At 27.8% G+C, this 26,485-nt stretch carries 27 protein-coding genes, 2 pseudogenes and 1 riboswitch; of the genes and pseudogenes, 16 read left to right on the forward strand and 13 right to left on the reverse strand.

Annotated elements, in window-relative coordinates; genetic code table 4:
- Positions 1–12: 12 nt before the first annotated feature.
- From ACQH23_RS01700 to ACQH23_RS01715, 4 genes are all read right to left on the reverse strand, one after another.
- Positions 13–624 (reverse strand): bifunctional 4-hydroxy-2-oxoglutarate aldolase/2-dehydro-3-deoxy-phosphogluconate aldolase, encoded by a 612-nt coding sequence (locus ACQH23_RS01700; protein WP_425378683.1) that lies wholly within the window; start codon positions 622–624, stop codon positions 13–15.
- Positions 624–2,612 carry a transketolase family protein gene (locus tag ACQH23_RS01705; RefSeq protein WP_425378684.1) on the reverse strand — a complete coding sequence of 663 codons (1,989 nt, stop codon included), beginning with the start codon at positions 2,610–2,612 and terminating at the stop codon, positions 624–626. The genes ACQH23_RS01700 and ACQH23_RS01705 overlap by 1 nt, the downstream gene beginning before the upstream one ends.
- A 46-nt stretch (positions 2,613–2,658) precedes the next feature.
- Positions 2,659–3,282, reverse strand: coding sequence for a deoxynucleoside kinase (locus ACQH23_RS01710; protein ID WP_425378685.1), 624 nt, complete (start codon positions 3,280–3,282; stop codon positions 2,659–2,661).
- A 173-nt stretch (positions 3,283–3,455) separates the two neighbouring features.
- Complete coding sequence (locus ACQH23_RS01715; RefSeq protein WP_425378686.1) at positions 3,456–3,911, reverse strand: hypothetical protein; 456 nt, start codon at positions 3,909–3,911, stop codon at positions 3,456–3,458.
- A gap of 364 nt (positions 3,912–4,275) precedes the next feature.
- A riboswitch (cobalamin riboswitch) is annotated at positions 4,276–4,447 on the reverse strand.
- Positions 4,448–5,058: 611 nt separating this feature from the next.
- Between ACQH23_RS01715 and ACQH23_RS01720 the strand changes: the two genes are divergently transcribed.
- Together ACQH23_RS01720 and ACQH23_RS01725 are read left to right on the forward strand one after the other, a co-directional pair.
- Positions 5,059–5,166 (forward strand): IS3 family transposase, encoded by a 108-nt coding sequence (locus tag ACQH23_RS01720; protein WP_425379282.1) that lies wholly within the window; start codon positions 5,059–5,061, stop codon positions 5,164–5,166.
- Between the two features lie 41 nt (positions 5,167–5,207).
- Entirely contained in the window at positions 5,208–5,594 is a 387-nt protein-coding gene (locus ACQH23_RS01725; RefSeq protein WP_425378687.1) for a hypothetical protein, read from the forward strand.
- Between the two features lie 121 nt (positions 5,595–5,715).
- On the opposite strand, the gene ACQH23_RS01730 is transcribed toward ACQH23_RS01725, so the two are convergent.
- Together ACQH23_RS01730 and ACQH23_RS01735 are read right to left on the reverse strand one after the other, a co-directional pair.
- On the reverse strand, positions 5,716–7,824 hold the full coding sequence (locus tag ACQH23_RS01730) for a polyribonucleotide nucleotidyltransferase (RefSeq protein WP_425378688.1): 2,109 nt from the start codon (positions 7,822–7,824) through the stop codon (positions 5,716–5,718).
- Between the two features lie 113 nt (positions 7,825–7,937).
- Positions 7,938–8,405: pseudogene (locus ACQH23_RS01735) on the reverse strand (IS3 family transposase); the annotation flags it as partial.
- A 225-nt stretch (positions 8,406–8,630) separates the two neighbouring features.
- Here ACQH23_RS01735 and ACQH23_RS01740 point away from each other — a divergent pair.
- The 5 genes and pseudogenes from ACQH23_RS01740 (at position 8,631) to ACQH23_RS01760 (ending at position 10,837) form a co-directional block, all read left to right on the forward strand.
- Positions 8,631–8,894 carry a hypothetical protein gene (locus tag ACQH23_RS01740; RefSeq protein ID WP_425378689.1) on the forward strand — a complete coding sequence of 88 codons (264 nt, stop codon included), beginning with the start codon at positions 8,631–8,633 and terminating at the stop codon, positions 8,892–8,894.
- Between the two features lie 173 nt (positions 8,895–9,067).
- Positions 9,068–9,133: pseudogene (locus ACQH23_RS01745) on the forward strand (hypothetical protein); the annotation flags it as partial.
- Between the two features lie 21 nt (positions 9,134–9,154).
- Positions 9,155–9,475, forward strand: a complete 321-nt coding sequence (locus ACQH23_RS01750) for a hypothetical protein (RefSeq protein ID WP_425378690.1) — start codon at positions 9,155–9,157, stop codon at positions 9,473–9,475.
- Between the two features lie 89 nt (positions 9,476–9,564).
- Complete coding sequence (locus ACQH23_RS01755; RefSeq protein ID WP_425378691.1) at positions 9,565–10,377, forward strand: IS30 family transposase; 813 nt, start codon at positions 9,565–9,567, stop codon at positions 10,375–10,377.
- A 157-nt stretch (positions 10,378–10,534) separates the two neighbouring features.
- Positions 10,535–10,837 (forward strand): hypothetical protein, encoded by a 303-nt coding sequence (locus tag ACQH23_RS01760; protein WP_425378692.1) that lies wholly within the window; start codon positions 10,535–10,537, stop codon positions 10,835–10,837.
- A gap of 181 nt (positions 10,838–11,018) precedes the next feature.
- On the opposite strand, the gene polA is transcribed toward ACQH23_RS01760, so the two are convergent.
- The 5 genes from polA to ACQH23_RS01785 all read right to left on the reverse strand — a co-directional run bounded on the left by polA (position 11,019) and on the right by ACQH23_RS01785 (position 16,025).
- Entirely contained in the window at positions 11,019–13,628 is a 2,610-nt protein-coding gene (polA, locus tag ACQH23_RS01765) for a DNA polymerase I (RefSeq protein WP_425378693.1), read from the reverse strand.
- A gap of 67 nt (positions 13,629–13,695) precedes the next feature.
- Entirely contained in the window at positions 13,696–14,106 is a 411-nt protein-coding gene (locus ACQH23_RS01770; RefSeq protein ID WP_425378694.1) for a hypothetical protein, read from the reverse strand.
- Entirely contained in the window at positions 14,081–14,353 is a 273-nt protein-coding gene (locus ACQH23_RS01775) for a hypothetical protein (protein WP_425378695.1), read from the reverse strand. The genes ACQH23_RS01770 and ACQH23_RS01775 overlap by 26 nt, the downstream gene beginning before the upstream one ends.
- A 131-nt stretch (positions 14,354–14,484) precedes the next feature.
- Positions 14,485–15,000 (reverse strand): lipoprotein, encoded by a 516-nt coding sequence (locus ACQH23_RS01780; protein ID WP_425378696.1) that lies wholly within the window; start codon positions 14,998–15,000, stop codon positions 14,485–14,487.
- A 119-nt stretch (positions 15,001–15,119) separates the two neighbouring features.
- On the reverse strand, positions 15,120–16,025 hold the full coding sequence (locus ACQH23_RS01785) for a hypothetical protein (protein ID WP_425378697.1): 906 nt from the start codon (positions 16,023–16,025) through the stop codon (positions 15,120–15,122).
- 278 nt (positions 16,026–16,303) lie between these two features.
- Between ACQH23_RS01785 and ACQH23_RS01790 the strand changes: the two genes are divergently transcribed.
- Entirely contained in the window at positions 16,304–16,726 is a 423-nt protein-coding gene (locus ACQH23_RS01790) for a hypothetical protein (protein ID WP_425378698.1), read from the forward strand.
- Positions 16,727–16,858: 132 nt separating this feature from the next.
- On the opposite strand, the gene ACQH23_RS01795 is transcribed toward ACQH23_RS01790, so the two are convergent.
- Entirely contained in the window at positions 16,859–17,542 is a 684-nt protein-coding gene (locus ACQH23_RS01795; protein ID WP_425378699.1) for a DDE-type integrase/transposase/recombinase, read from the reverse strand.
- Positions 17,543–17,715: 173 nt separating this feature from the next.
- Positions 17,716–17,979: a hypothetical protein gene (locus ACQH23_RS01800; protein WP_425377654.1), complete on the reverse strand. Its 264-nt coding sequence runs from the start codon at positions 17,977–17,979 to the stop codon at positions 17,716–17,718.
- A gap of 61 nt (positions 17,980–18,040) precedes the next feature.
- Between ACQH23_RS01800 and ACQH23_RS01805 the strand changes: the two genes are divergently transcribed.
- From ACQH23_RS01805 to gatB, 8 genes are all read left to right on the forward strand, one after another.
- Positions 18,041–19,228 (forward strand): hypothetical protein, encoded by a 1,188-nt coding sequence (locus ACQH23_RS01805; protein ID WP_425378700.1) that lies wholly within the window; start codon positions 18,041–18,043, stop codon positions 19,226–19,228.
- Positions 19,229–19,259: 31 nt separating this feature from the next.
- Positions 19,260–19,655, forward strand: a complete 396-nt coding sequence (locus tag ACQH23_RS01810) for a UPF0236 family transposase-like protein (protein ID WP_425378701.1) — start codon at positions 19,260–19,262, stop codon at positions 19,653–19,655.
- A 48-nt stretch (positions 19,656–19,703) separates the two neighbouring features.
- Positions 19,704–20,714: a UPF0236 family transposase-like protein gene (locus tag ACQH23_RS01815; RefSeq protein ID WP_425378702.1), complete on the forward strand. Its 1,011-nt coding sequence runs from the start codon at positions 19,704–19,706 to the stop codon at positions 20,712–20,714.
- Between the two features lie 6 nt (positions 20,715–20,720).
- A complete protein-coding gene (locus tag ACQH23_RS01820) occupies positions 20,721–21,146 on the forward strand; it encodes a hypothetical protein (RefSeq protein WP_425378703.1) in 426 nt (141 codons plus the stop codon).
- Between the two features lie 123 nt (positions 21,147–21,269).
- Positions 21,270–23,273 carry an NAD-dependent DNA ligase LigA gene (gene ligA, locus ACQH23_RS01825; protein ID WP_425378704.1) on the forward strand — a complete coding sequence of 668 codons (2,004 nt, stop codon included), beginning with the start codon at positions 21,270–21,272 and terminating at the stop codon, positions 23,271–23,273.
- 1 nt (position 23,274) lies between these two features.
- On the forward strand, positions 23,275–23,568 hold the full coding sequence (gatC, locus tag ACQH23_RS01830) for an Asp-tRNA(Asn)/Glu-tRNA(Gln) amidotransferase subunit GatC (RefSeq protein WP_425378705.1): 294 nt from the start codon (positions 23,275–23,277) through the stop codon (positions 23,566–23,568).
- Between the two features lies 1 nt (position 23,569).
- Positions 23,570–25,045 (forward strand): amidase family protein, encoded by a 1,476-nt coding sequence (locus tag ACQH23_RS01835; protein WP_425378706.1) that lies wholly within the window; start codon positions 23,570–23,572, stop codon positions 25,043–25,045.
- Positions 25,038–26,480 carry an Asp-tRNA(Asn)/Glu-tRNA(Gln) amidotransferase subunit GatB gene (gatB, locus tag ACQH23_RS01840; protein WP_425378707.1) on the forward strand — a complete coding sequence of 481 codons (1,443 nt, stop codon included), beginning with the start codon at positions 25,038–25,040 and terminating at the stop codon, positions 26,478–26,480. The genes ACQH23_RS01835 and gatB overlap by 8 nt, the downstream gene beginning before the upstream one ends.
- The last annotated feature ends 5 nt before the right edge of the window (positions 26,481–26,485 follow it).

The raw sequence follows: 26,485 nt of genomic DNA on the forward strand, positions 1-26,485 counted from the left end.
TATTTTTCTCCTTTATTGATTAACTATTGTTTCAAATATTTTAAGTTTTTCCAAGTCAAGACCTTTACTATTAACATCTCCGGTAATAAAAGCCCCAACGGCGATTAAATCATATCCTAACCTTGTTGCCTCTTCATAATTCGTTAAATTAATTCCTCCCGACGCCATATAAACTTTTGTGGGGAAAAATATTTTAATTGTTTGAATAAAATTTAATTTAAAAGCTGTCGCTGGAAAAATTTTAATAATTTCCCATTTTGCATTAACAATATTGCTAACTTCTTGTAATGTCATCGCTCCTGGAATATATAATAAATTATTTTGATGACAATAATCACTAACTGCTTGATTAAAAACTGGCCCGACTAAAAATTGCGCTCCGGCTTCCGTAGCTCGAATTGCTTGGTCTAATGTTAAAACGGTTCCCGCCCCAACTAATGTTGCTGGATATTTATATCGAAAAAATTTAATTAATTGTTCAACATTAGGAATCGTAAAAGTTAATTCTAAACATTTTACTTGTAAGTTAATTAACTGTTCACAAATTTGTTGCGCAACAGCATAATTATGATTTCGAATTACATAAAAAGTTTTATAAGCTAATACTTTTTTTAATGTAATCATTATTCTGCCAAATATGCTGTAATTCTATTAATAATCGAAGTTTGATCTAAGTGTTTATACTTGATGATCGCATCAGCGCTTCCTGATAAACCATAGTCATCAACTCCTAACACTAAACCAGTTTTCCCAACAAATTTGTATCAAACATAATCATTTGAAAATTCCAATGCAATTACTTTTGTCACTTCTTTTGGAACAATTTTTTCTTGATAAGCCTTTGGCTGTTGTTCAAATAATTCAACGCAAGGCATTGATACAACCCGAATGTTTTTCTTAATTGTGTTAGCCGCGACAATTGCTGGAGCAACCTCGGTCCCTGTTGCAATAATAATAGCGTCTAATGGTTTTTTCTCATCTTCTCCAACAACAACATAACCACCTTTAGGTGTTTGTTCTCAACATGTTTCTGCCAATTGATATAGCGTATCTTGGCGCGATAAAACTAATGCTGATGGCGTTTTTTTTGATTCGACACTGGCTTTCAAACATCCAATTGCTTCCTTAATATCAGCAGGACGAAAAACATTCAAATTTGGACAGTTTCGTAACATTGCTAATTGTTCAACTGGTTGGTGTGATTTTCCATCAAAACCAACCCCAATTGAGTCGTGTGAAAAACCAAAAATAACAGGTAAGTTTTGAATACAAGCCATACGAATACATGGTTTCATATAATCTGCAAAAATTAAGAATGTTGAATTAAATCCTTTTAATCCGTGATGTAATTCAACTCCTATACTAATTGTTCCGGCTGCAAATTCTCGCACCCCAAAATGAACATTATTATTTTCGGGCGTTTCAATTGTTCATGACCCATTATAACCAATAATTTTTGTCGCTGTTCCTAAATCCGCACTACCACCAAACATATTATTTGGACATTTTTGTTGATAATGTTTAAATACCTCTCCCATAATAATTCGCGTTCCCGCTTTTTTATCTTTGTCCGTTGTTAATAATCCTTCAAACGCTTTTAATTCAACTGTTGGTACGGTAAATAATGCTGCATGTTCTTTTGGAAAAGCTGCTTTGTAAGCCGTAATTTTTTTCTTTCATTCTTCATATTTTGTTGATCCACGTTTTACAAATGTCTCTTGTCAATGTTTTTTAACATCATTATCAACATAAAATTGCGGATGGTTAAAATCATAAAATCCTTTAACTTGGTCCATTTCTTCTGGCGTAAATGGTGAAGAATGCATTGGTGATCCTTGTTTTGGATGACCATAACCAATAATTGTTTTACATTCAATTAAAGTTGGTTTATCAGCTTTTTGGGCTTGGGCAATTGCTTTTTGAATTGCTGTTAAATCTTCATCGGCATCTTCAATCCGAATATAATTTCAGTTTTGCGCTTCAAAAAAGTCTTGATAATCAATTTTTAAAACAGCATCACACTTCGTATCTAATTGACAATCATTTGAATCATATAACATAATTAATTTATTTAATTTTCATACCCCAGCTAACTGGATTGCTTCAATTGCCCCACCTTCTTGTAAATCACCATCACTACACAATACATACGTATAATGATCAATAATTTTATAATCTGGTTTATTAAATTTAGCAGCTAAATGTTGTTCCGCTAAAGCCATTCCAACACCATAGCCAACTCCTTGTCCTAATGGTCCCGAAGAGTTATCAACTCCTGGTGTTACCCCATATTCAGGGTGCGCTGGGGTTTTTGAATTAATATGACGATAATTTTTCAAATCTTCAATTGTTAAATTATAACCAGCTAAATGTAAAATTGCATATTGTAGTGTTGAAGCATGTCCTGGTGATAACACAAAACGATCACGATTAATTCAATCAAGAACGGCCGGATTTGCAATTAAATTATTTAAATAAATTGCTTGCATCAGTGGTGCTGCACTTAAGACAATCCCAGGGTGACCAGTTTTATTATAGATAATTGGATCTAACCCCAAAATTCTTAAATTACTTAAACTTTTTGTTTCAATATTATTATTTATGCTTTTCATTCTAACTTCCTCCTTATTAAATTAAAATTTTAATAATAATTATTTTTTAAATTAAACAAGAAATTTTATTATCAAGGGTTAATAAATTTTGCATAATGACATTTATCTTTTCAGAAAAATCATCATTATCAGCATCAACAACAATAAATTTATAGTCCTTTTTTAACTCATGATATAAAACTTCATATTGTTCATTTAACTTTTCTCAATAGTGATATGGGGTTTCTAATTCTAATTGACGCCCACGTTGCTTAATTCGTTCAACAGCTTTCGCTGTTGAAACTTTTAAATAAATAATGACATCAAACCCTAATTTTTGTTTCAAAATTGGGATGATAACATTTTGAAAGAAACGATTATAAACTTTAAAATCAGTTTCATTCATAATGTTTAATAAATGTGAAACGCGAACAAAAACCGGGTCCTCTAAAATTGTGCGATCAAAAATAGTATTGTCGTAATTATCAATATTAAAATACTGTTCAATTCTTGTTGTTAACATATAAATTTGCATTTTAAAAGCAAATCCTGCCATGTCTTGATAAAAGTCATTAAAATATGGATTTTCTTCTAATGGTTCTTTAAATAAATCATAGTTTAATTGTTGACATAATTCATCACTAACTTTTGTTTTCCCGGCTCCAACGGTTCCAAAGACTGCAATTTTCATTTTATTGCTCCTTTCATTTGGTCTAACCCATTAATTGCACAACAGTATCTAACGCTAATTCAGTCATTATCATAAAATTATTTTGGCGTTCCGATGCTGTCGTACCTTCTTTGGTCACAAGATGATCAGAAACTGTTAATAAAGTTGCTACTTGTTTTTGGGTTACAATCGCATTAGCAAATAAAACATACGATTCCCATTTCAACAACATCTAAATTATGTTCAGTAATAAAGGCTAAGGAGTCATCATAACGATAAAAAACAGCAACGCCAGTATGCGTTTTAATTCCTTTAGCTTGCGCTACTGCCTCAATCTCAGTAAATAATTTTTCACTCGCTGCAATTAAATTGCTATAAATATTAGCCGCAATTTTAGCATAATTACTCTCACCAAAGGCCTCTTTAACATTAAAAATATCATAAACTTTAATATCTGGATTATAACTTCCGGCAATTGTTACTTCAATGTCTTGATACTTGCCAGTATACATTAGCATATTACGAACTTTATTTATTAATTTCAAATCAGTTAAATATTTTTCCGCAATTGTTTTTGCTCGTAATGAGTTGCCTGGCATTAAAACAACTTTCGCAATTTCATCTTTATTGGCATTAATATGTGGTGTCATTCTTTGTTCCTCTCTTTTCCGATTAATTTAATTAACAATAAATCCCTATCAGTCCTATTCTTATTTAAAATTTTCAAAATTTAATGACATTTCAAAAACACGAAAAAGAATATTGTTGTATATTCACATAAATGATGTTTAATTTATACTATTATTTTAAATTACATTTTATTTCACTTAATTATTAATTAATTCTTATTATTTTATTGTTTTTTAAATAATTCCTTTAAATAGGATTACTGCTTTAAATTAACAACTAAAAAACGCTTTTTGACGTCTTTCAAATTATTATTTAATAGTTTTCACTAATAAATAATTAATTATCCAACCCCAGAGATAATAACTATAAGTGCAGCATTGATATCTCATCAATGTTTTTTAGATCGGTCTACTGGCTTTGTTTCACTTTACTCGCTAATCCTTCTCAAGAAATTATTTCTCAATGAAACTATCTTAGTTTTCATTCACTTTACAGTTGCTGGGACAGCCTAGGATTCACACCTAATTCCCGTAACATCCAAAATTGCTTTTTAAAGTTGTTAAAGTAATAATATAAAGTTTAGTTTTAAAATGCAAGTTAAAATTAACAAATTATTTGTGGAAACCATATACATTTAATAGCAGTTCTATCGTTAAAATAAGTATATCGCTTTTTTGATTTAATTTTATGAAAATTCTCCTTTAATTTTGTCGAAAACTCTTGATAAAGTCAAAAAAAATCATCAATATGACAATTTGAAAACGAATTTGGTGGAAGATTATTATTGTTCTTTAACTTTTTTAGATGTTAAAATATAATACCGTTGCTTGTTGGTTTGGTGTTAAACCTTTGTGTTGGTATTTTCATTTTCAGAGATTTAAATAATTTTGAATGTTAGTAAAACCTAAACCATGATATTAGTCTTCTTGCGATACCTGATTATTTATGCTTAAAAAGCAATTAAAATTTTTAAAAATGATTATTTTAAAGTTTAATTTAATTTTTTTTATTTGTAATTTTTTTATTTTTGTTAGTATCTCAAGAAGTATAATAAATAAAAGTTTGTAAACCTTTTTATTAATACTTACTAAACGGGGTGCAGTCTACTTTTACAAAAGTTTTAAAACGGAATTTATCAAGGGGCAAAAATTTATAAATTTAACCCAATTAAAATACAAATTATTTGACTTTGTGCATTGATATAACAATATTAGAATTCATGGTCGTTTAAATTATTTAACACCTGTTGAATTTAGAAAACAACAGTCCATATAAAAAGTGTCCTAAAAAGGGTTGCCAATCCATGTTGTATTCAAATGGCGGTTGATACTAATAATAATATTTTTGTTCAATCCACTAATACCAAACGATTACAAAAACAGTGAATTATTGAAAATATGAATACAAAATTAATTAACAAAAATTTCATTATTATTTCTGATATGCAACCATTATATTTATTAGTAGCAAAACAAACAAGTTCTACTTTATATGCCACTAAAACTAGGACAAATCCTGATGCCAGTTATCGAAAATTAAATAAAATTAGTAAATTACAAGCAAGTCTTAAAGAAGCCTTAATTCATTATCAGGGTTTAGGTTTTACTAACATTCAAAATTATTTAAATCTCTGAAAATGAAAATACCAACACAAAGGTTTAACACCAAACCAACAAGCAACGGTATTATATTTTAACATCTAAAAAAGTTAAAGAACAATAATAATCTTCCACCAAATTCGTTTTCAAATTGTCATATTGATGATTTTTTTTGACTTTATCAAGAGTTTTCGACAAAATTAAAGTTTTTTATTAAAAAATTAAGTTACTTTTTAGGTAAAATTTCCATTAATTGTAATTTAATTTTCCCCTTTTCATTAATCTCTAAAACCTTAACTTTAACATTATCATTTAATTGAACAATATCTTCCGCTTTTTCAACATTTTTGTCTGATAACTTCGAAATATGAATTAAACCATCAACACTTTCTTTCAAATTAACAAAAACCCCAAATTTTTCAATTTTAACAACTGGTCCAATTATTTCCTCACCAATTGTAACGGGCGTTACAATCGCTTTAATTAATTGATATGCTTTTTCAATTGCCGTTGTTGCTTTATGATAAATGGTAACTTGTCCATCATCTTCAATATCAATTTTGGCATCATCAGATTTTTCAATAATAGCTATAATCATTTTACCACCAGGACCAATAACTTCCCGAATTTTATCAACTGGAATAATAAATGTTTTCATTTTTGGCGCTGTTGGGGCTAACTCCGACCGTGGAGTTGCAATCGCAGCCAAGACATTTTCTAAAATTGTTAAACGTGCTTTTTTAGCCGCCATTAATGCCTCTTTTAATATTGTTTTATCAATCCCCGCAATTTTAATATCCATTTGTAAGGCACAAATCCCCGTTGCCGTCCCCGCTACTTTAAAGTCCATATCGCCAAGGTGATCTTCCATTCCTTGAATATCAGTTAAAATAGTATAATTTTTCCCCTCTTTAACTAATCCCATTGCAATTCCCACTACGGGAGCTGTAATTGGAACACCAGCGGCCATTAAAGCTAATGTCGCAGCACAAATTGATGCCTGCGAAGTACTACCATTTGATTCTAAAACTTCTGAAACAATTCGAATTGTATATGGAAACACTTTTTCATTCGGAATAATTTGACTTAAGGCCTTCTCTCCTAATGCACCGTGGCCAATTTCTCGTCGTGAAGGAGGACCCATTCGGTTAGTTTGTCCAACAGAAAATGGGGGAAAATTATAATGGTGCATAAAGCGTTTCCCTTCTTCGTCAGTAATACCATCAATAATTTGTTTTTCCCCTAATGTTCCTAACGTTACAACTGATAAAACTTGTGTTTCACCACGCGTAAATAAAGCACTCCCATGAACAACTGGTAAGATATCAATCTCACTACTTAATGGACGAATTTGATCTAAGTTCCGGCCATCTAACCGAGTTTTATCAATTATAATTTGACGACGTACTTCTTGGCGAACAATATCATGTAACGCTGTTTTTAATTCGGTAATTAACTTTTTTTGTTCTTTCTCCGCAAGCGATGATGGAACAGGATAATGACTAATTGCTTGCTCAGTTAAAAATTCAATTGTCTCATAACGTTTAATCTTTGTTTTAATTTGTGCTGCAGTAACTAATTCCTTTGCATAATTTTCATCAACATAAGTCATAATTTCTGGTCTAACTTGAAACAATTCAACCGCCATTTTGGGAACCCCAACTTTAGCGATAATTTCATTTTGAAAAGCAATTAACTCCTGAATAATCTCATGGCTAGTTAAAATTGCTTGCAACATTAAATTTTCGGAAACTTCTTTGGCCCCTGCTTCAACCATATTAATTGCATCCACTGTTCCTGCCACAATTAGTTCCATTTGGCCATCATTTAGTTGCTCTAATGAGGGATTAATAATAATATTATTCTTTTGATCAACCATTACTAATGTTCCCGCTACTGGTCCAGCAAAAGGAATTTTTGAAATACCAAGGACTAATGATGCGGCAAATAAACTAACAATTCGAACATCATTATCATTATCAACTGCTAAAACATTAATAACAATTTGCACTTCATTCCGGAAGTTTTCAGAAAATAATGGCCGTAAAGATCGGTCAATTACCCGTGCTGATAATGTCCCATATTCTGATGGTTTCCCTTCTCGTTTTAACAATCCCCTTGGAATTTTACCTATTGAATATAATTTTTCTTGAAAAACAATCGTCAACGGAAAAAAATCAGCTTCACTAACTTTATTATTAACTGTTGCTGTTACTAAAACAACCGTTTCTCCGTAGCGAACTAAGACTGAGCCACTTGCTTGTTTTGCTAACTGACCATGTTCTACAATCAACTTTCGATTATTTATTATTTTTTTAAATACTTGTTTTGCCATCAAAAATCTTTATTCCTCTCTGTTATAATTTATCTTCTTAATTTTATCACACATTATTTTATATTTACGATATGATATAAATATTGGATTGGCAACCCTTTTTAGGACACTTTTTATATGGACTGTTGTTTTCTAAATTCAACAGGTGTTAAATAATTTAAACGACCGTGAATTCGAATATTGTTATATCAATGCACAAAGTCAAATAATTTGTATTTTAATTGGGTTAAATTTATAAATTTTTGCCCCTTGATAAATTCCGTTTTAAAACTTTTGTAAGTTGTTTCAGCCACAGCATTATCGTATGGACAGCCTTTATTGCTTAATGATCGTTTGATGTTAAAAGTATTTAAGATATTATCAATGATTTTATTTTTAAATTCATTACCCCGGTCAGTATGAAATAACGTAATTTGATTTAATGGTCTTGTAATTGAATAAAAGGCTTTTTGTCCTAGTTGGGCTGTTTTGTTTGTCCCGGCACTATAGCTAATTATTTCATGATTAAACAAGTCAATTAATAAACAAATATAATGTCATTTAGCACCAACTTGAACATATGTTAAATCACTAACAACAACTTCATTTGGTTGTTTATTATTAAATTCACGGTTTAAAACGTTGCTAATTTCGTCGTTATTAACCATTGACTTATGATTACAATATTTTAATTTGGTGTATTTAGATACTAACTGATTTTTAATCATAATTTGGCGAATTTTTCTTCGCGATAAATAGACTGCACCCAAAAAAGTAAGTAAAGAAAAAAAGTCTTTGCTAAACTTTTAAAGGAGGTGCATTTTTATATGGCAAGAAAAGGACAAAAATTTAATAAATATACAGCAGATTTTCGAAAAAGGATAGGACAAGAGATTAAAAATAATAGTATAAGTTTTATTGCAAAAAAATATGCAATTAATAAAAAAACTGTTGCTTCATGGTATGAAAATTTTAAGAAAGGAATTTTAAACACCAATAAAGGTCCAAAAGAATCATTTAAAAAAAGAGATTTAAACTATTACAAAGTTAGGTATGAATTACTAAAAAAGCTTCATGACTTTTACAATTAAATAAAAGAAAAATTGTATTTTTTATCAAAGAAAACATTAATAAATATCCACTAAATTTATTACTTGATGTAACAGATTTAAAGCGTAGTTATTGAGATAAATATAAAAATTATTCAAGTAATGGCAAGGATAGCGAATCATTAAAAAATATTGTAAAAGTCTATGAAGAAAATTTAAAACAATTTGGTTATCGTCGAATTACCAAATATTTAAAAGAAGATTATGGCATTGTTTATAATGCTAAGAAAGTATTACGAATTATGAAAGAAAATAATATTCAAGCTGAATATGTAAAGCGTATGCGTATAAAAATATTAATAAAACAAAATAGAAATAAAAATATAATTAAATATCCTGATTTAGTAAATCGTAATTTTAATGATATTAAAGAAAGATTTTCAATTTTATTTACTGATGTAACTTATTTAATTTGAAATGGTAAAAAACATTATCAATCAACAATAATTGATGGATATACTAAAGAAATTATTGATGTAAAATGATCAAAATTTAATAATAACAAACTTGTAATTGATAATTTAAATGCTGCAATTAATAAAATTGCTGAATTATACTTGTAAGTGCAAGTAAATAAAATTGCAAAAAATCTCATATAAAAATTTTATGATGCTAAGTTTATTTTAGAAAAAATAAAGCAAGGAGTTTTTATATGGGATATAAACATCTTGGCATAGATGAAAGAATTTATATTGATAATCAATTGAAGTTTAAAATAAAAATTAGTGAAATAGCTAAAAATCTTAATCGAAGTATTAGTACTATTATTCGAGAAGTTAATAGAAATAAAGATAATAATCATTATTTTTCATTAATTGCACAAAATAAAGCAGAAAATAGAAAACAATCACATATTTATTTTCATAAGTTTAAAAATAGAGAATTAGTAAAATATGTACAACAAAAATTATTATTAGGTTGATCACCCGAACAAATTTATGGCAGAATTAAAAATTTTCATAAAGAATGAATTATTAGTTTTAAAACAATTTACAATTGAATTTATTCTGGATTACTTGAAAAAGTTACTAATAAAAATTTAAGAAGAAAAGGTAAGAAACGAAAATATCAAGAAAATCGGGGTAAATTTAATGGTAAATTAATTAAAGAACGAAATGCTAATGTTAATAATCGCGTAACTCTTGGTCATTGAGAAGGTGATACCGTAGTATCATCACGAGGTAAAAGTAAATCATGTTTAATAACTTTAGTTGAAAGAACATCAAGATTTACTTTAGCAATATTAGTTGAAAATAGAACTACTAAAGTTATTAACGAAAATATTAGCCATTATTTATCAATTCTTCCAAATAATCTTGTTAAGACTATAACATTTGATCGTGGTAAAGAATTTGCTAATTGACAACAACTTGAAAAAAATTTAAATGTGAAAATTTATTTTGCTAATGCATATTCACCCTGACAAAGAGGTACTAATGAAAATACTAATGGTTTAATTAGATAAAAATTTCCTAAAAAATTTAATTTTTCAAATACTACTAAAAATGCAGTTCATAAATTTATATTGTCTTTAAACCAAAGACCAAGAAAAATACTAAATTATCTTTCGCCAATCGAATATTTGGTTAGAAAAATAATTTAGTTGCACTTAACTTTACAATTTGGCAATTAAAAAAATAAAAAAAGATCTAAATAAAACAATAATTCATTCAGATCACGGATATCAATATACATCTAAAGATTATAATAGTAAATGTTTAGATAACAAAATTATAATTTCAATGGGTAAAAATTATCATTGTGCAGACAACATTATTATTGAAAGTTTTCATTCATTACTTAAAAAAGGAACAATCCATAATAAAAATTATAAATCTCATAATGAATATATTAATGATGTTAAAAAATGAAATAAATGATATTCAAACCAAAAAGAAAAATATATAATAAATGAAAGTTTGTAAACCTTTTTATTAACACTTACTAAACGGGGTGCAGTCTACTATTTCTCCTTTTTTAAATTTGGATTTTAACACAATATTTTTATTTGTTTAACTATCCCATTTAATTTTACAATTCAGGTAATAAAAAGTAAGTTGTTAATAAAGAATCATATTTTATAAAAAATGTTGATATGATTTAAGATTATTTTAAATCATATCAACTTAATTCGGTTTTCATATCAACTGTTAACTTTACATCTAATTTGGTTGAATCTTCCATTAATGTTTTAACAATCTTTTGAACTTGCGTTAATTCGTTTTGTGGTATTTCAAAAATTAGTTCATCATGAATTTGTGCAATAATTTTTGCTTTTAAATTTAATTTTAAAAATTCTTGGTCAATATTTTTTAAAGCAATTTTAATAATATCCGCAGCGCTCCCTTGAATTGGCATATTCATCGCAATTCGTTTCCCAAATTCACGTTGCATATAATTACGATCATTAATTTCTGGAACATAACGTTTCCGATTAAAAATTGTTGTAACATAACCATTTTGTTTACAAAATTCAATCTGGCTTTCAATAAAAGTCTTAATTGTCAGAAATTGTTGATAATAATTACTAATAATTGCTTTTGCTTTCGCAACAGAAATATTTAAATCAGTTGCCAAACCAAAATCACTAATTCCGTAAATAATCCCAAAATTAACTGCTTTGGCACTACGACGAATATTTGGCGTAATTTCATCTTTTGTTAAATTAAAAATTTTCATTGCCGTATTAGTATGAATATCTTCATTGTTATTAAAAGCAGTAATTAAATCTTGATCTTTTGACATATGCGCTAAAATCCGTAATTCAATTTGCGAATAATCGCATGATAATAAAACATTATTACTTGATGAAACAACAAAAATTTTACGAACCTCTTTTTGGATTTCATCGCGAATGCTAATATTTTGCATATTAGGTTCCACTGAAGAAAGACGCCCAGTATTTGTTAAAGTTTGCTTATAAATCGTATGAACTTTCCCATCGGTAAAAATATATTTTTCCATCCCTTTTAAATACGTTGAATATAATTTTTGATATTTTCGATAATCTAATATTTTAGGAATAATGCTATGATTAGCTTTAATTTCTTCTAAGGTTTCTTGCGCCGTTGACCCCTTTTTCCGGTCAGGTAATGCCAAGTCTTGATATAATAACTCTGAAATTTGTTTCGGTGAATTAGGATTAATTTCTTTTTGGGCAAGATTATTAATTTCGTCATTTAATTCTTGGACAATTTTTTCAATCCGTACTGTTTGCGTTGTTAACTCATGTTGATCAACTTTAACCCCATTAATTTCCATTCGAGCCAAGGCAAAAGCAGTTGGTAATTCAATATTATGATATAAATCATACCGTTGATTGCTTTTCAATAACTCAATAATTTTTGGTCTTAACTTATGAATATATGATGCTTTTTCACCAATAAACTGACTCAATTTAATTACATCAGTAGGAATTTGTTTTCTTACCCCTTTGCCATAAAATAATTCATCAGTTAAAATTTGTTTTTTATCAAATAAATTAATATAAGTATCTAAACTATTTTTAACATTTGAATTATAAACATAACTGGCAAGCATCATATCATAAGTAATATTTTGCACAAAAATATTATCCCGCGCTAAAGCCACAATTAAACTCTTGGCATGATAAGTTATCTTCTGATGTTTGTTGTCACTTAAAAATTGGTGTCATATCTTATCATGCTTTGCATCAATATAATCAAAATAAAAAACACCTTTTGAATTAACAATTCCAAAGCCAATTATTTCTGAATTATGATAGTTTTCATCTAATAATTCTAAATAAACCGTCGTGTTATCTTCGTTAAATTCAGGTTGCCATGCTTCAATAATTTTAACTTTTAAACTAGTATTTTGAATATCATTTTCCTTATTATTAAATAATCTTGTTACAAATGAGTTCATATTATATTTTAAATAAAACTGCATTAGGACGTCTTGCTTTGGTTCGAATGGAATAAAGGCAAATTGTTCCAAATTAAGATCACAAAAAATAGTAGCTACTTTTTTACATAATAAAGCACTATCTTTATGCTTTACCATTTTTTTTTGTAACGCACCTTTAATTTGGTCAATATTATCATATAAATTTTCAATTGAATGATACTCCTTAATTAATTTTACGGCTGTTTTTTCGCCAACACCAGGAACACCCTTTAAATTATCAGAAGAATCACCCATTAATCCTTTTAAATCAGGAACTTGAAAAGACTTGATTCCTCACTTTGCTGCTAAAGCAGCTTGGTCAATAACATCGGCACTATCCCCTTGTCGAGGAACTAAAATATTTGTTTTGTCAGTAATTAATTGATATAAATCCTTATCACTTGAAAAAATATCAACATAGTAATTCTCTTGCTCAGCAACTTTTGCTAAACACCCTAATAAATCATCTGCTTCATATCCTTCTTGTTCTAAATATGGAATTTGGTAACTATCTAAAAATTCTTTAACAATCGGAAATTGGACAATTAATTCATTTGGCGTTTTGCTCCGACCATTTTTATAGTTCTCTAATAAATCATGCCGAAAATTCTTTTTGCCTTTATCAAAAGCAACAACAACACTATTGTAATTGTTTGCCTTTAAGATTTTATTCAACATATTAGCAAAAGCATAAACAGCATTTGTTGGTGTTCCATCTAAACTTTTTAACATTTCGCCATTATAAGCTGTAGCATAAAATGCCCTAAAAAGCAAAGAATTCCCATCAATTAACAATACTTTTTTCATTTTACAACCTCCTCATTTATGTCCAATTATAGCCTAATTTAATTTTAAATTATACTTTAAAATTAAATTATCAGACAATAAAAGCGCCCCCGCTTCCATATAACATGACATATTGATATTCTTTTTTTAAAGCAATATAAAATTTTTTTAATTTTGGATTAATTTTAAAAGCTGGTTGTTGTAACATATTAAAGTAAAGATTATTAATTATTTTCTTTGTTTTATAGTATTGATAATTATGATCAAATTCATGATAAACATCTTTAGTAATTGATGAGATTTTTGAATCAATAATTTTAAGATTTATAATCTGATATTTATTAATTTGATTCGTTGTTAAATACTTAATTTTATTACCATATCCTGATATTATTGATGGTTTTTCAAGATAAAAAAATAATGCATCGGAACTAAGATTTCGAATTAATTTTTTAATTTTTCTAGAATAATAATTAATTTGCCAAATTGTAAAAGTCATGAAGCTTTTTTAGTAATTCATACCTAACTTTGTAATAGTTTAAATCTCTTTTTTCAAATGATTCTTTTGGACCTTTATTGGTGTTTAAAATTCCTTTCTTAAAATTTTCATACCATGAAGCAACAGTTTTTTTATTAATTGCATATTTTTTTGCAATAAAACTTATACTATTATTTTTAATCTCTTGTCCTATCCTTTTTCGAAAATCTGCTGTATATTTATTAAATTTTTGTCCTTTTCTTGCCATATAAAAATGCACCTCCTTTAAAAGTTTAGCAAAGACTTTTTTTTCTTTACTTACTTTTTTGGGTGCAGTCTATTGTAAACCTTTTTATTAATACTTACTAAACGGGGTGCAGTCTAAAACCCTATTTTTTATTAATCTTTAACTTTTATATTGTCTTTATCATCTAAAACTAAATCAGGTTCTGGTTTATCTAATGAATTTCAACGATAAACTGATTTAAAATAAGTACCATGGTCTATTCTTCAAGGTCAGTTTGTCATATTAGATGGTTCATAAACATTTAAATCAACTTCATAGTTTAAACTATAACGATGTAATTTAAGTTTGTATTCATATTTTTGTTCTAAAATTTTAAAACTATATTTATTTTGTATTTTTTCATTATTTTTAAACTTTTTAATATTCCACTTCTGACCCTTTCATAATACATAATAATATTTATTATCAATCTCATTAAATGGTTTTTCTTGTGGTGCAATTCATTCTAAATTGTCTCTAATAGTTTGGTTTTTTGTATCTATTTTATGTTTTTCTTTTTGTTCTTTTAATTTTTCTTCACTATATTGTGGTGTATTACAAGCAACTAAACTTGTTGTACTTGTTCCTATTAAAGTGATTGATCATAAAATATTTAGTATTTTTTTCATATTTATCCTTTCTTTTTTATATAATTTTATTTGTTAATTTAATTAAAAATGAAAATAATATAGATTATTTTCATCTATAAATATTTTAAAAAATATTTATATCAATTTAATTATACTGATTATTTTATAAATTTTCCTAATTCAATCAATGAAAAACCAAAAGCTTTTGTAGATTTATAACCTTGTTCTATTATTAAAGAAACATTTTTTATTTCTTCACCTAAATCTTCAATATTTTGATTAGATATTTGATTATTATTTATTTGAATATTTTGTATTTTAGTTCCTATTTCTTTTAACTTATTACCTAAAACATATCCGTTTAATTCATTTGTTAATCATGGTTTTAAAATATTTCTATAATCTGGTAATCCCGGTAATATGTCTGGATAATATTTAAGTTTCTCATCTATTGTTAATTTTATACCTATAGTATTAATGTTTTGACCAATAATATTAATATTTTCATTTATTTTAGATATATTAACACTATCAGTAGTTAAATTTTCATTTTGATATAAATAAATAATTTCACCTAATTTTTCTAAAATTTCTCCTTGAGAAATAGAACCATTACCTAAATCTTCTACATTTATTAAACTTTTAATTAAACCATTAGTTATTTGTTTTACTAATTCTCCAACTGCTTTCATTTTTATTCCAAGAGTTTTTACATTTTGTCCTAAATTTTGAATACTTTGTTTTAGATTATTTTTATTTATAGTAATATTTTTTGATAAATCTTCTTTAAGATAATTTCCTAATTCTTGTAATTTTAGCGTTAAATCACGTTCAAGTAATATCATTAATTGACATTCTTCAATAACTTTTTCACCCATATCTTTTACTTTTTCAGATAGGTTATTTTTGATATCTATTAAATTATTTAATTTTTGTGAATTAATACCTCTTTTTATAATATTTAATTTATTGTTCCCTTTTTGATAAGGACTAGCAGCAATTGTTGTTGGTATAGCAGTTCCACTAATTGTTAATACACTTAATAAACTAAGTAATTTTTTCATACTTGTTTTTCTTCATTTCTTAATCTTGAAAATTTTTATCAAGATCTACTGTCATTATATATATATATATATATATATACAAGCAAAATTAGTAATTATTTTAAAAACTTTTATCTTGTTAAATACTTCTTATTACGCGTGTTTTAAGGGATGAATTAGCAATGAAATATATTAATTTTATTTTATATTATTTTACATAAAGTGTTGTATTAGTAAAATAATAGTATATAATGAAGGCATAGGTTTAATCTTTTTCCGTAAAAAAGAGTTATGCTGACTTGTTAATCGAACAAGGTTTAAGTGAAGAAATTGCAGAAAATATCTTAAATCAGTTTAATAATGAAGCAAAGCAAATTAGAGAAAGTGTGCAAAAACGCGAAGATGTTATATCAAAAGAAGACTTTATTAAATTATCTAATGAATTAGATGAATTAAAAGCCTTTAAAGATGTTCCATCTACTAAAATTGAAGATATTAAAACTAATTTAGATAAAGTTAGTGGTACTTCTTTGACTGAAAAAATGCAAACTTTAAAAGAATTAAAACCTGATTTGTTTATACAAGAACAACCATCAGTTTCACCAGCTAATTTAATTAAAGATATGATTGAAAATTCGGTTGAAAATAAAAATGATGAAATTGAAACTATTAAAGAAAAAGGAGCATATACTCCAGAAGAAATTAACTGATTATACACTTAAAAACCTTAGATAATAAGGGAGTGAAATATTATGGCAACAATTAATTTGCCACCAGTACCTTTTACATTACAAGGTAATACAACAGGGCAAAAAGTAGACTGCACCCTGTTTAGTAAGTATTAATAAAAAGGTTTACAAACTTTTATTTATTATATCTTTTTCTTTTTGGTTTGAATATCATTTATTTCATTTTTTAACATCATTAATATATTCATTATGAGATTTATAATTTTTATTATGGATTGTTCCTTTTTTAAGTAATGAATGAAAACTTTCAATAATAATGTTGTCTGCACAATGATAATTTTTACCCATTGAAATTATAATTTTGTTATCTAAACATTTACTATTATAATCTCTAGATGTATATTGATATCCGTGATCTGAATGAATTATTGTTTTATTTATCTCTTTTTTTATTTTTTTAATTTTATTAATTGCAGCATTTAAATTATCAATTACAAGTTTGTTATTATTAAATTTTGATCATTTTACATCAATAATTTCTTTAGTATATCCATCAATTATTGTTGATTGATAATGTTTTTTACCATTTCAAATTAAATAAGTTACATCAGTAAATAAAATTGAAAATCTTTCTTTAATATCATTAAAATTACGATTTACTAAATCAGGATATTTAATTATATTTTTATTTCTATTTTGTTTTATTAATATTTTTCTACGCATACGCTTTACATATTCAGCTTGAATATTATTTTCTTTCATAATTCGTAATACTTTCTTAGCATTATAAACAATGCCATAATCTTCTTTTAAATATTTGGTAATTCGACGATAACCAAATTGTTTCAAATTTTCTTCATAGACTTTTACAATATTCTTTAATGATTCGCTATCCTTACCATTACTTGAATAATTTTTATATTTATCTCAATAACTACGCTTTAAATTTGTTACATCAAGTAATAAATTTAGTGGATATTTATTAAGGTTTTCTTTGATAAAAAATACAATTTTTCTTTTATTTAATTGTAAAAGTCATGAAGCTTTTTTAGTAATTCATACCTAACTTTGTAATAGTTTAAATCTCTTTTTTCAAATGATTCTTTTGGACCTTTATTGGTGTTTAAAATTCCTTTCTTAAAATTTTCATACCATGAAGCAACAGTTTTTTTATTAATTGCATATTTTTTTGCAATAAAACTTATACTATTATTTTTAACCTCTTGTCCTATCCTTTTTCGAAAATCTGCTGTATATTTATTAAATTTTTGTCCTTTTCTTGCCATATAAAAATGCACCTCCTTTAAAAGTTTAGCAAAGACTTTTTTTCTTTACTTACTTTTTTGGGTGCAGTCTAAGATAGTTTTAATTGCGATTGCTTTTTTCTTATATTATTATTGAGTCTTTTCTTCAACAGGAGCAATTTTAGCGGGATTCTTAAAAATTCGAACTAAAAATATTTACTTTGGAATGATTATGGGCTTTTTCTTTTATTTTGTAATTATGTCTTTTTTCTTAATCCCATTAGAATTTATTCCTAATTTACGTTATATTATTTTAGTTTATTCCTTATTATCAATTAATATTTTATATTCCTTATTTTTATTATTATTTATTCGGTATTGATTTAATATTAATTTATGAGATTGGAATCATGCGATCTTTTTTGTTGCTTTTGGCGTTTTTGTGGCATTGTACTATGCTAAAAACTATTTTATTGCCCCATCCGGTTCAAATGTTACAAACAGTTATATTTTAAGTTTTTATATTTATGTTTTAGTTGATAATATTATTATTTTTAGATTAAATCCGAATGTTACTGTTACTAATGCCCAAGTTTTAGCGACCTTATCATGATTTACAAATGTCTCAGTTTGATTTGTGATGACCGGGATTGATCCAAGTGAAATTATCTGAAATTTATTAAATATTTTAGATGCAATGTTATTTGCTTCCATTTTTGTGACATTATTAAGTAATTTTGCGAATAAGAAAAGTAATCGTTTTTTAATTGGTTCGTTATCACTTTTTGTTCTATCGGCTTCTAAGCTATTAATTTATTATTTTGGTTATGATTCATGACATCAACAAAATATGTTAACAGGCTTATTCTTTGTTACTTTCATTTTAACGACCATTTATAACAATGCCGAATATCGGAGTCGTAATATGCCATGAATTATTGGAATTATTTTTGCAAGTTATATTACCTTTGAATGGAATGTTTCATATATTATGTTATTTATTATATATGTTTCAACATGAATTAGTATGTTGAAACATAAAACGAATTTCCTAAAGAATATGATTAAGTTTACCTCATTCTCAACATTATGTTTTATTTTTTATAACGCCCAAAAACAAAACTTTTTATTAATATTTATCTTTTTAGGTTTATTCTTATTAATGATTATTTTATCCTTCTTATTATATCGTAATTATTCTCGTGTCCATGATATTAAAATAATGATGTATTTAGGGGATTGCGTTGCCAAAGTTGGGGAAAATAAAAAAGAAATTTTTCAGTATAATTAAGTTTGAAAAAAATTAGAAAGAAAACTATCCTATGAATATTATAACTATAATCCAAGAGTTTTTAAACGAAAATAATAACTCTTTTATTGATTTAATTAATGAAATTAGCCCCAATATCCCTATTACAGCACTATTATCCTATTTAAACAATGAAATTAGTTCTGAAGCTTGAATACTATTTAAAAATATTTTTGAATATATTGATAACTATATTTTTAATAAGAACTGACGGAAAGCACGTTATATTCCAAAAGGATTTTATCAACGAACTTTGGTTTTTCGTAATGGTGAAGTTACTTTTAAACGACGAAAATATATCTTAAAACCAGAATTTCAAGTGGCAAAAAAACCAAAAACGGTCTTTTTACTTGATATTCAATTAGGGATTGAAAGTTATCAGCGACTTGATTATGATTTTTCGTTATAAATAATCAGCAAATTAGGCATAAATTTTAGTTATCAAGATATTTGTAATATGTATCGGAATGCTAACATAACAAAAAAAACAATTTTTAACCTTATTAAACGGTTTGATATTAAACATTTGTTAGAACTAATGCTAGATGAACCAGATACAAAACTAAAACATGATGGGGTTATTTATATTGAAACCGATGAAGCATATCGCAATGCCATTAGTTATCAAATCAAAAAACGATTAAAAATTAAGAAAATAATCCGTTTAACCGTCTTTCATACTGGTTATAAAGATCCTAAAACAATACGAAAAACAATGCATAATGTCAAATTTCTAGTAACAATGACTAATGAAGTTAAAAAAATTAACTCTAAAAAATACTGACAAGGAATTAAAGAATTTATTAACTTAAATTATGAATCACCCGAGACAGATAAAATTATTGTGCTTGGTGATGGTGCACAATATATTTCAACGGTTGAAAAACACATCAATGTTGAATTTATCATTGATCGTTTCCATGTTATTAAAAAAATTAAAGATTGTCTCCGTGGTCCACGATATTATAAACTTTATTTATTTAATAAAATTAGAAAAGCAATTCTAAAATTAAACTGAAACAAGGTTACAAAATACCTTGAATGAGCTTATCAGCTTGTTAAAACCGAAGAAGCGAAAGGAAAGTTACAAGAAATATCTAATTATTTAAGAACATACTATGGAGCAATTCAAAAATGAGAATATCAAGAAAATATTGGTTGTCGCATTGAAAGTTATATTGCTCGAATTATTAAAGTAATGTTTCGTTCAAAACCAAAAATATTTAATGAAAAAACGATTTACAAAGTAATGTTATTAAAACAATTGACAGCTAATGGGATTAATCCCTTTCAAGAGCTAACAGAAATTAAAAATCTTCAAGTAAAAAATGAACAAATTACTTGAAGATGAATATTTAAAAAGATGAATAATCCAGAAGTTAAACAATATAACTTACCAATATTCACCGCTTCTACATTATCAAATACTAAAACTCTTTTAAAGAAAATAGTTTATAATTATTATTAGAACTTAATGCTGAAAACTTTTCCCCAACATTTTACACGCTACCTATTTAGGGCAAAAAAACTATTATTTGTGGTACCATTTATTTTTATCTTAATTTCAGTTGTGATTGTTTTAGCAACGGGGGGTAATTTAAATTTCTGAACTTTAGAAACAATTGCTTCGGCCTTATATGTCCAGTTAGAACTGGGTCGTTGACAGCCATGAACAAATATTGTTTTCTTAATTACTTCCTTTGTCTTTTTAGGCTTAGCTTTAATTTGATTATTTCTTTTTGAGCGAATTCCCAATTTTGTGGCGAAGACACCAATTAATATGTTATCAATTCTAACAGTAACGTTATTTAATCCGTTAGTTGGTCGCTTTTTAATCCTTATTTTTAATCAACAAGTCTTATTAAAAATAATGCGACAGTTTTTATTGTTGCTTTGTTAGTTGCCTTAAATATTAGTATTTATGCTATTCGCATTAAACCATTTAAAAAATGACATTTTAAAAAACCAACAGCCCCCCCTCATCACAAAAAGAAGCTAAATATCATAAAATAAGGAGGAAATTATGACTTTTGAACAAGCAAAAAATCGCAGTTTAGTACTAAAAGAACAATTAGAAAAATGAAATTATGAATATTATGTTAATGATAATCCTAGCGTTAGTGACCAAGAATATGATCAAGCAATGCAAGAATTAATTGCCATTGAACAACAATATAGCGAACTGATTACAATTGATTCCCCGACCCAACGTGTTTCGGGTGAAGTTAGTGAAAAGTTTAATAAATATGTTCATACAAGTCCAATGTTAAGTTTAGGAAATGCTTTTAATTATGATGATTTAATTCATTTTGATGAACAAATTAAAGAATTAACTGGTTTATCTGAAGTTGAATATACTTGTGAATTAAAAATTGATGGGTTATCAATTTCTTTAGTTTATAAGCAACATTTGTTAGTAATGGGGGCAACCCGGGGGGATGGTCTTATTGGCGAAGATGTTACTGTTAACATTAAAAAAATTAAATCAATTCCCTTACGCATTGACCAACCAAATTTAACGGTGCGTGGGGAAGTTTATTTATCAATTGAAGAATTTAATAATATTAACGAAGAACGAGTTAAAAATGGCGATCCAGAATTTGCTAATCCACGCAATGCTGCTGCTGGAACATTGCGGCAACTAGATTCCGCAATTGTTGCGAAACGAAATTTAAATGCTTTTCTATATTACTATGTTAATGCAGTGCAAGATGGAATTAAATCACAGCAGGCAGTTTTACAACGGTTAGAGCAATTAAAATTTAAAACAAATACTGAATATCGCTATTGTCCAAATATTACGGCTATTTGAGCCTATATTCAAGAGTATGAGTCAAAACGTCATCAGTTAGGATATGAAATTGATGGGATTGTTATTAAAGTTAATAACTTAAATTTATATAATCGGATTGGTTATACGGCTAAAAATCCAAAATGAGCAATTGCTTATAAATTCCCAGCGGAAGTGATCGTTACAAACTTATTAAATATTTTTCCGTCAGTTGGTCGAACTGGCCGAATTACTTATAATGCTATTCTTGAACCAGTGCGGATTGCGGGAACAGTTGTTCGTGCTGCAACATTACATAATGCTGATTTTATTACTGAACGCGATATTCGAATTGGTGACGCGGTGAAAGTTAAAAAAGCCGGTGATATTATTCCAGAAGTGATTAATTATGTTGCAGGGCAACGCCAGAGTAAAACTCCCAAATGACAAGAAGCGACCCATTGTCCTGAATGTCAGTTATTATTAGAACGGGTTGAAGGGGAAGTTGACCAATATTGTATTAATTCTATTTGTCCAAAAAAAATTACGCGTGGATTAGAGCATTATTGTTCACGCAATGCAATGAACATTGAAGGAATTAGTGAAAAAATTATTGAACGATTATTTAAATTAGGGTATTTAAAAAGTTTTAGTGATTTGTACCAATTAGAGCAATATCGGACAAAAATTATTGAATTAGAAAATTTTGGTGATAAATCATTTGAAAATATGATTAATTCAATTAATAATTCAAAAAATAATTCATTAGAGCGGTTATTATTTGGATTAGGAATTCGCCATGTTGGTCAAAAAACAGCGAAATTATTAGCCCGCCAATTTAAAACAATTGATAATTTAGCAACAATGGAGATTGAACAACTGGCCGTTATTAATGATGTTGGTCCAATTGTGGCAGCAAGTGTTGTTGATTATTTTGCAATTCCAGTGAACCAACAAGAATTGGCATTATTACGTCAAAGAGGGATTAAAATGAAATATATTGCTTCAAATCAACATTTAATTCAAAAATTTGAAAATTATCGTTTTGTTATTACTGGTGTTTTATCAAAACCACGAGAATATTTTAAAGAATTAATTGAAATTTATGGTGGGCAAATTTCAGAAAGTGTTAGTGTCAAAACAACTTATTTATTAGTGGGGGCTGATGCTGGTAATAAATTAGTGAAAGCACAAAAATTAAATGTTAAAATTATTTGTGAAGAAGAATTTAAACAATTATTAACTAAGGAGGAATAAGATGGCAAGAATTACGAAAGAAGCGCTACAATTTTTAGCACATGATATTATGTTAGATTTACAAGATGAGGAATTAACTAATTTAAGTCAAGAATTTGATGTTATTTTGAAACAAATGGATTTAGTGCAAAAAATTGATACAACTAATGTTCATTCAATGCATTTTCCCTTTGATTTAACAGTTAATTATTTGCGAGAAGATGATGCGATTGATGTTGCACCCCAAACGGAAATTTTATCGGCCGCACCCCAAAAAACAACTGATTATATTGTAATTAATAAGGTGGTTAAATAAAATGAAATATTATTCAATTAAAAAATTGCATCAACTTTTATTAACTAAAAAAATTACTCCATCGCGAATTATCAAAGATGCTTTTACTAATTTAGCACAGCATCAAATTTTAAATGCAACAGTAACCGAATTAGCAGCGGAAGTTGCAATCTTAGCTAAAAAATTAGACGACCTTGTTGTTCCAAAGGATAATTATTTATTTGCTTTGCCATATTTTGCCAAAGATAATTTTGCAACAAAGGGGATTAAGACAACGGCTAGTTCAAAAATTTTAGAAAATTTTGTTCCAAATTATGAATCAACAGTAACTAATATTTTAAAAGAACATCATAGTATTTTATTAGGGAAAAGTGCCCTTGATGAATTAGGGATGGGGGGACATGGTTTATATGCCTTAACAGGTGATGTTTTAAATCCATGAGATTTAACCCGCATTACGGGGGGTTCATCATCAGGTTCGGCGGTTCTTGTTGCTGCTGGAGTTGTCCCATTTGCCTTAGGAACCGATACGGGTGATTCTGTGCGAAAACCCGCTGGGTATTGTGGTATTGTTGGATTTAAACCAACTTATGGATTAATTTCACGTTATGGTGTCTTTCCCTATGCTCCATCGTTGGATACTGTTGGGTACTTTACCCGAACTGTTGAAGATAGTGCGATTGTTTTTGACTATTTAGCGCAAGAAGATCATCAGGATGCGACATCATTAAAAAGTAAAGAATATGGTTATTTTAAAAATTTATCAAGTTCCGCTGCTAAAAAACAGAAATTTGCTTATTTAAAAAATGCTCATTTAATTCTGGGCGATGAAATTAGAGGACAATTTGAACAATTATATGACAAGTTAAAAGCAGTCGAAATTAGTATCACAGCGATTGATTTTCCCGAAGATTTATTAAAAGCCTTAATGTCGGTTTATATGGTGATTTCTTTTGCTGAAGCAGTAAGTAGTAATTCAATGTTAGATGGGATTAATTTTGGAACGCGAGTTGAGGGGGACACCTATCAAGAAGTAATGATGAATTCTCGGACAAATGGTTTTGGCCATGTTGTTAAACGCCGTTATGTTATTGGTTCTTATGCCTTAACAAAAGATAATCAAACATTATTATTCTTGAAAGCGAAACGTGTCCGTCGTTTAATTGTTGATGCTTTAGCTGCTGTTTTTGCTGAATATGATATTTTATTATTGCCAGCAGCTTCAACGATTGCTCCTAAAATTAGTACAATTAAAGATAAAATTTTAACAGAAGATGAATTAGAAAATTATGTTGATGATTTATTAGTATTAGGGAATTTAATGGGTAATCCCTCGTTAACTATCCCCCTTGCCTTTCTTGAAAAAATGCCAATTGGAATTAATGTTAACGCGGCTCCTTTTGCGGATCAAAAAGTCTTTAATGCTAGTTTATTAATTGAAGAAATTGTTGGCATTAAAAATAAAGTGGCGCCACAAGGAGGGAAAAACCATGGTTAATTTTGAAGTAGTGATTGGAATTGAAAATCATGTGGAATTAAAAACTAAAACCAAAATGTTTTCCACAGGAGCAGTTAGCTACGGGGAAAAACCAAATAGTATGGTGAATCCAATGGATGTTGGTTATCCGGGGACAATGCCAACGGTTAATAAAAAAGGGGTTGAATTAGCTTTAATTGCGTGTCAGGCGCTTAATTTAACAATTGATCCGATTGTGCAATTTGATCGTAAAAATTATTATTATCCTGATTTAGCGAAAGGATTTCAAATTACACAACAATATTATCCAATTGGGAAAAATGGCGTTTTAGCAATTATTGATGAAAAAGGGAACCTGTTGAAAGTAGAAATTGAACGGTTACATCTTGAAGAAGATACAGCAAAACAATTGCATGAAGAAGATTGCACATTATTAGATTATAATCGTGCCGGGATTGGGTTAATTGAAATTGTAACACGACCAGTGTTATCTTCTGCTTTTCAAGTTCGGCAATATTTAGAAGCTTTACGTGAAATTTTAGTTTATACCCAAGTCAGCGATGCCAAAATGAATGAGGGTTCACTTCGTTGTGATGTTAATATTTCATTGCGACCAGTTGGGGCAAAGACATTTGGGAATAAAGTTGAATTAAAAAATCTTAATTCACTTGCGAATGTTGAAAAGGCAATTGAATATGAAATTAAAAGACAAACGGAAATTTTATTAATGGGGAAAACAGTGTCTCAAGAGACTCGTCGTTTTGATGAAAAAACAAAAACAACAGTGCTAATGCGTCACAAAACCGATGCGATTGATTATAAATATTTTTCTGAACCAAATATTTTACCGATTCAATTAGATAAAACGTGGATGAAAAAGGTTCTTAAAAATATTCCGGAGTTACCAACAACAAAACGAGATCGCTATTTAACGGAATTAAAATTAAAAACGGCTGATATTGAAATTATTTTACAAGATTATGCTTTAATGAATTTTTTTGAAACAGCAATTAAGTTGTCATCGCATTATGAAACAATTGCCCATTATTTAATTGGTGATATTAGTGCTTATTTAAATCAAAAAGGATTAACATTAACGGAAACGGCTTTAACGCCCCAAAATTTAGCGGAAATGATTACCCTAATTAATAAGAATGTAATTTCAAATAAACAGGCTAAAACGGTGTTACAACGTATTTTAGATGAAGATTATTCCCCAACTAAAATAGTTGCTGAGTTAGGATTAAAACAAGTTAGTGATCCAGCGGAAATTAAAGCAATTATTGAACCAGTTTTCGCGGCTAACTTAGAAATGTTAGCGCAATATGAACAACGCCCAGAACGAATAATTAAGTTTTTTATGGGTGAACTAATGAAATTAACAAAAGGACAAGTTGCTCCAAAAATTGGTCAACAGGTTGTTTTGGAATTAATTACGGCGAAACAAAGACAATAAAAAAG

This window comes from Spiroplasma endosymbiont of Polydrusus pterygomalis, from assembly GCF_964030635.1.
In the GTDB taxonomy this organism is placed as follows: Bacteria; Bacillota_I; Bacilli_A; order Mycoplasmatales; family Mycoplasmataceae; genus Spiroplasma.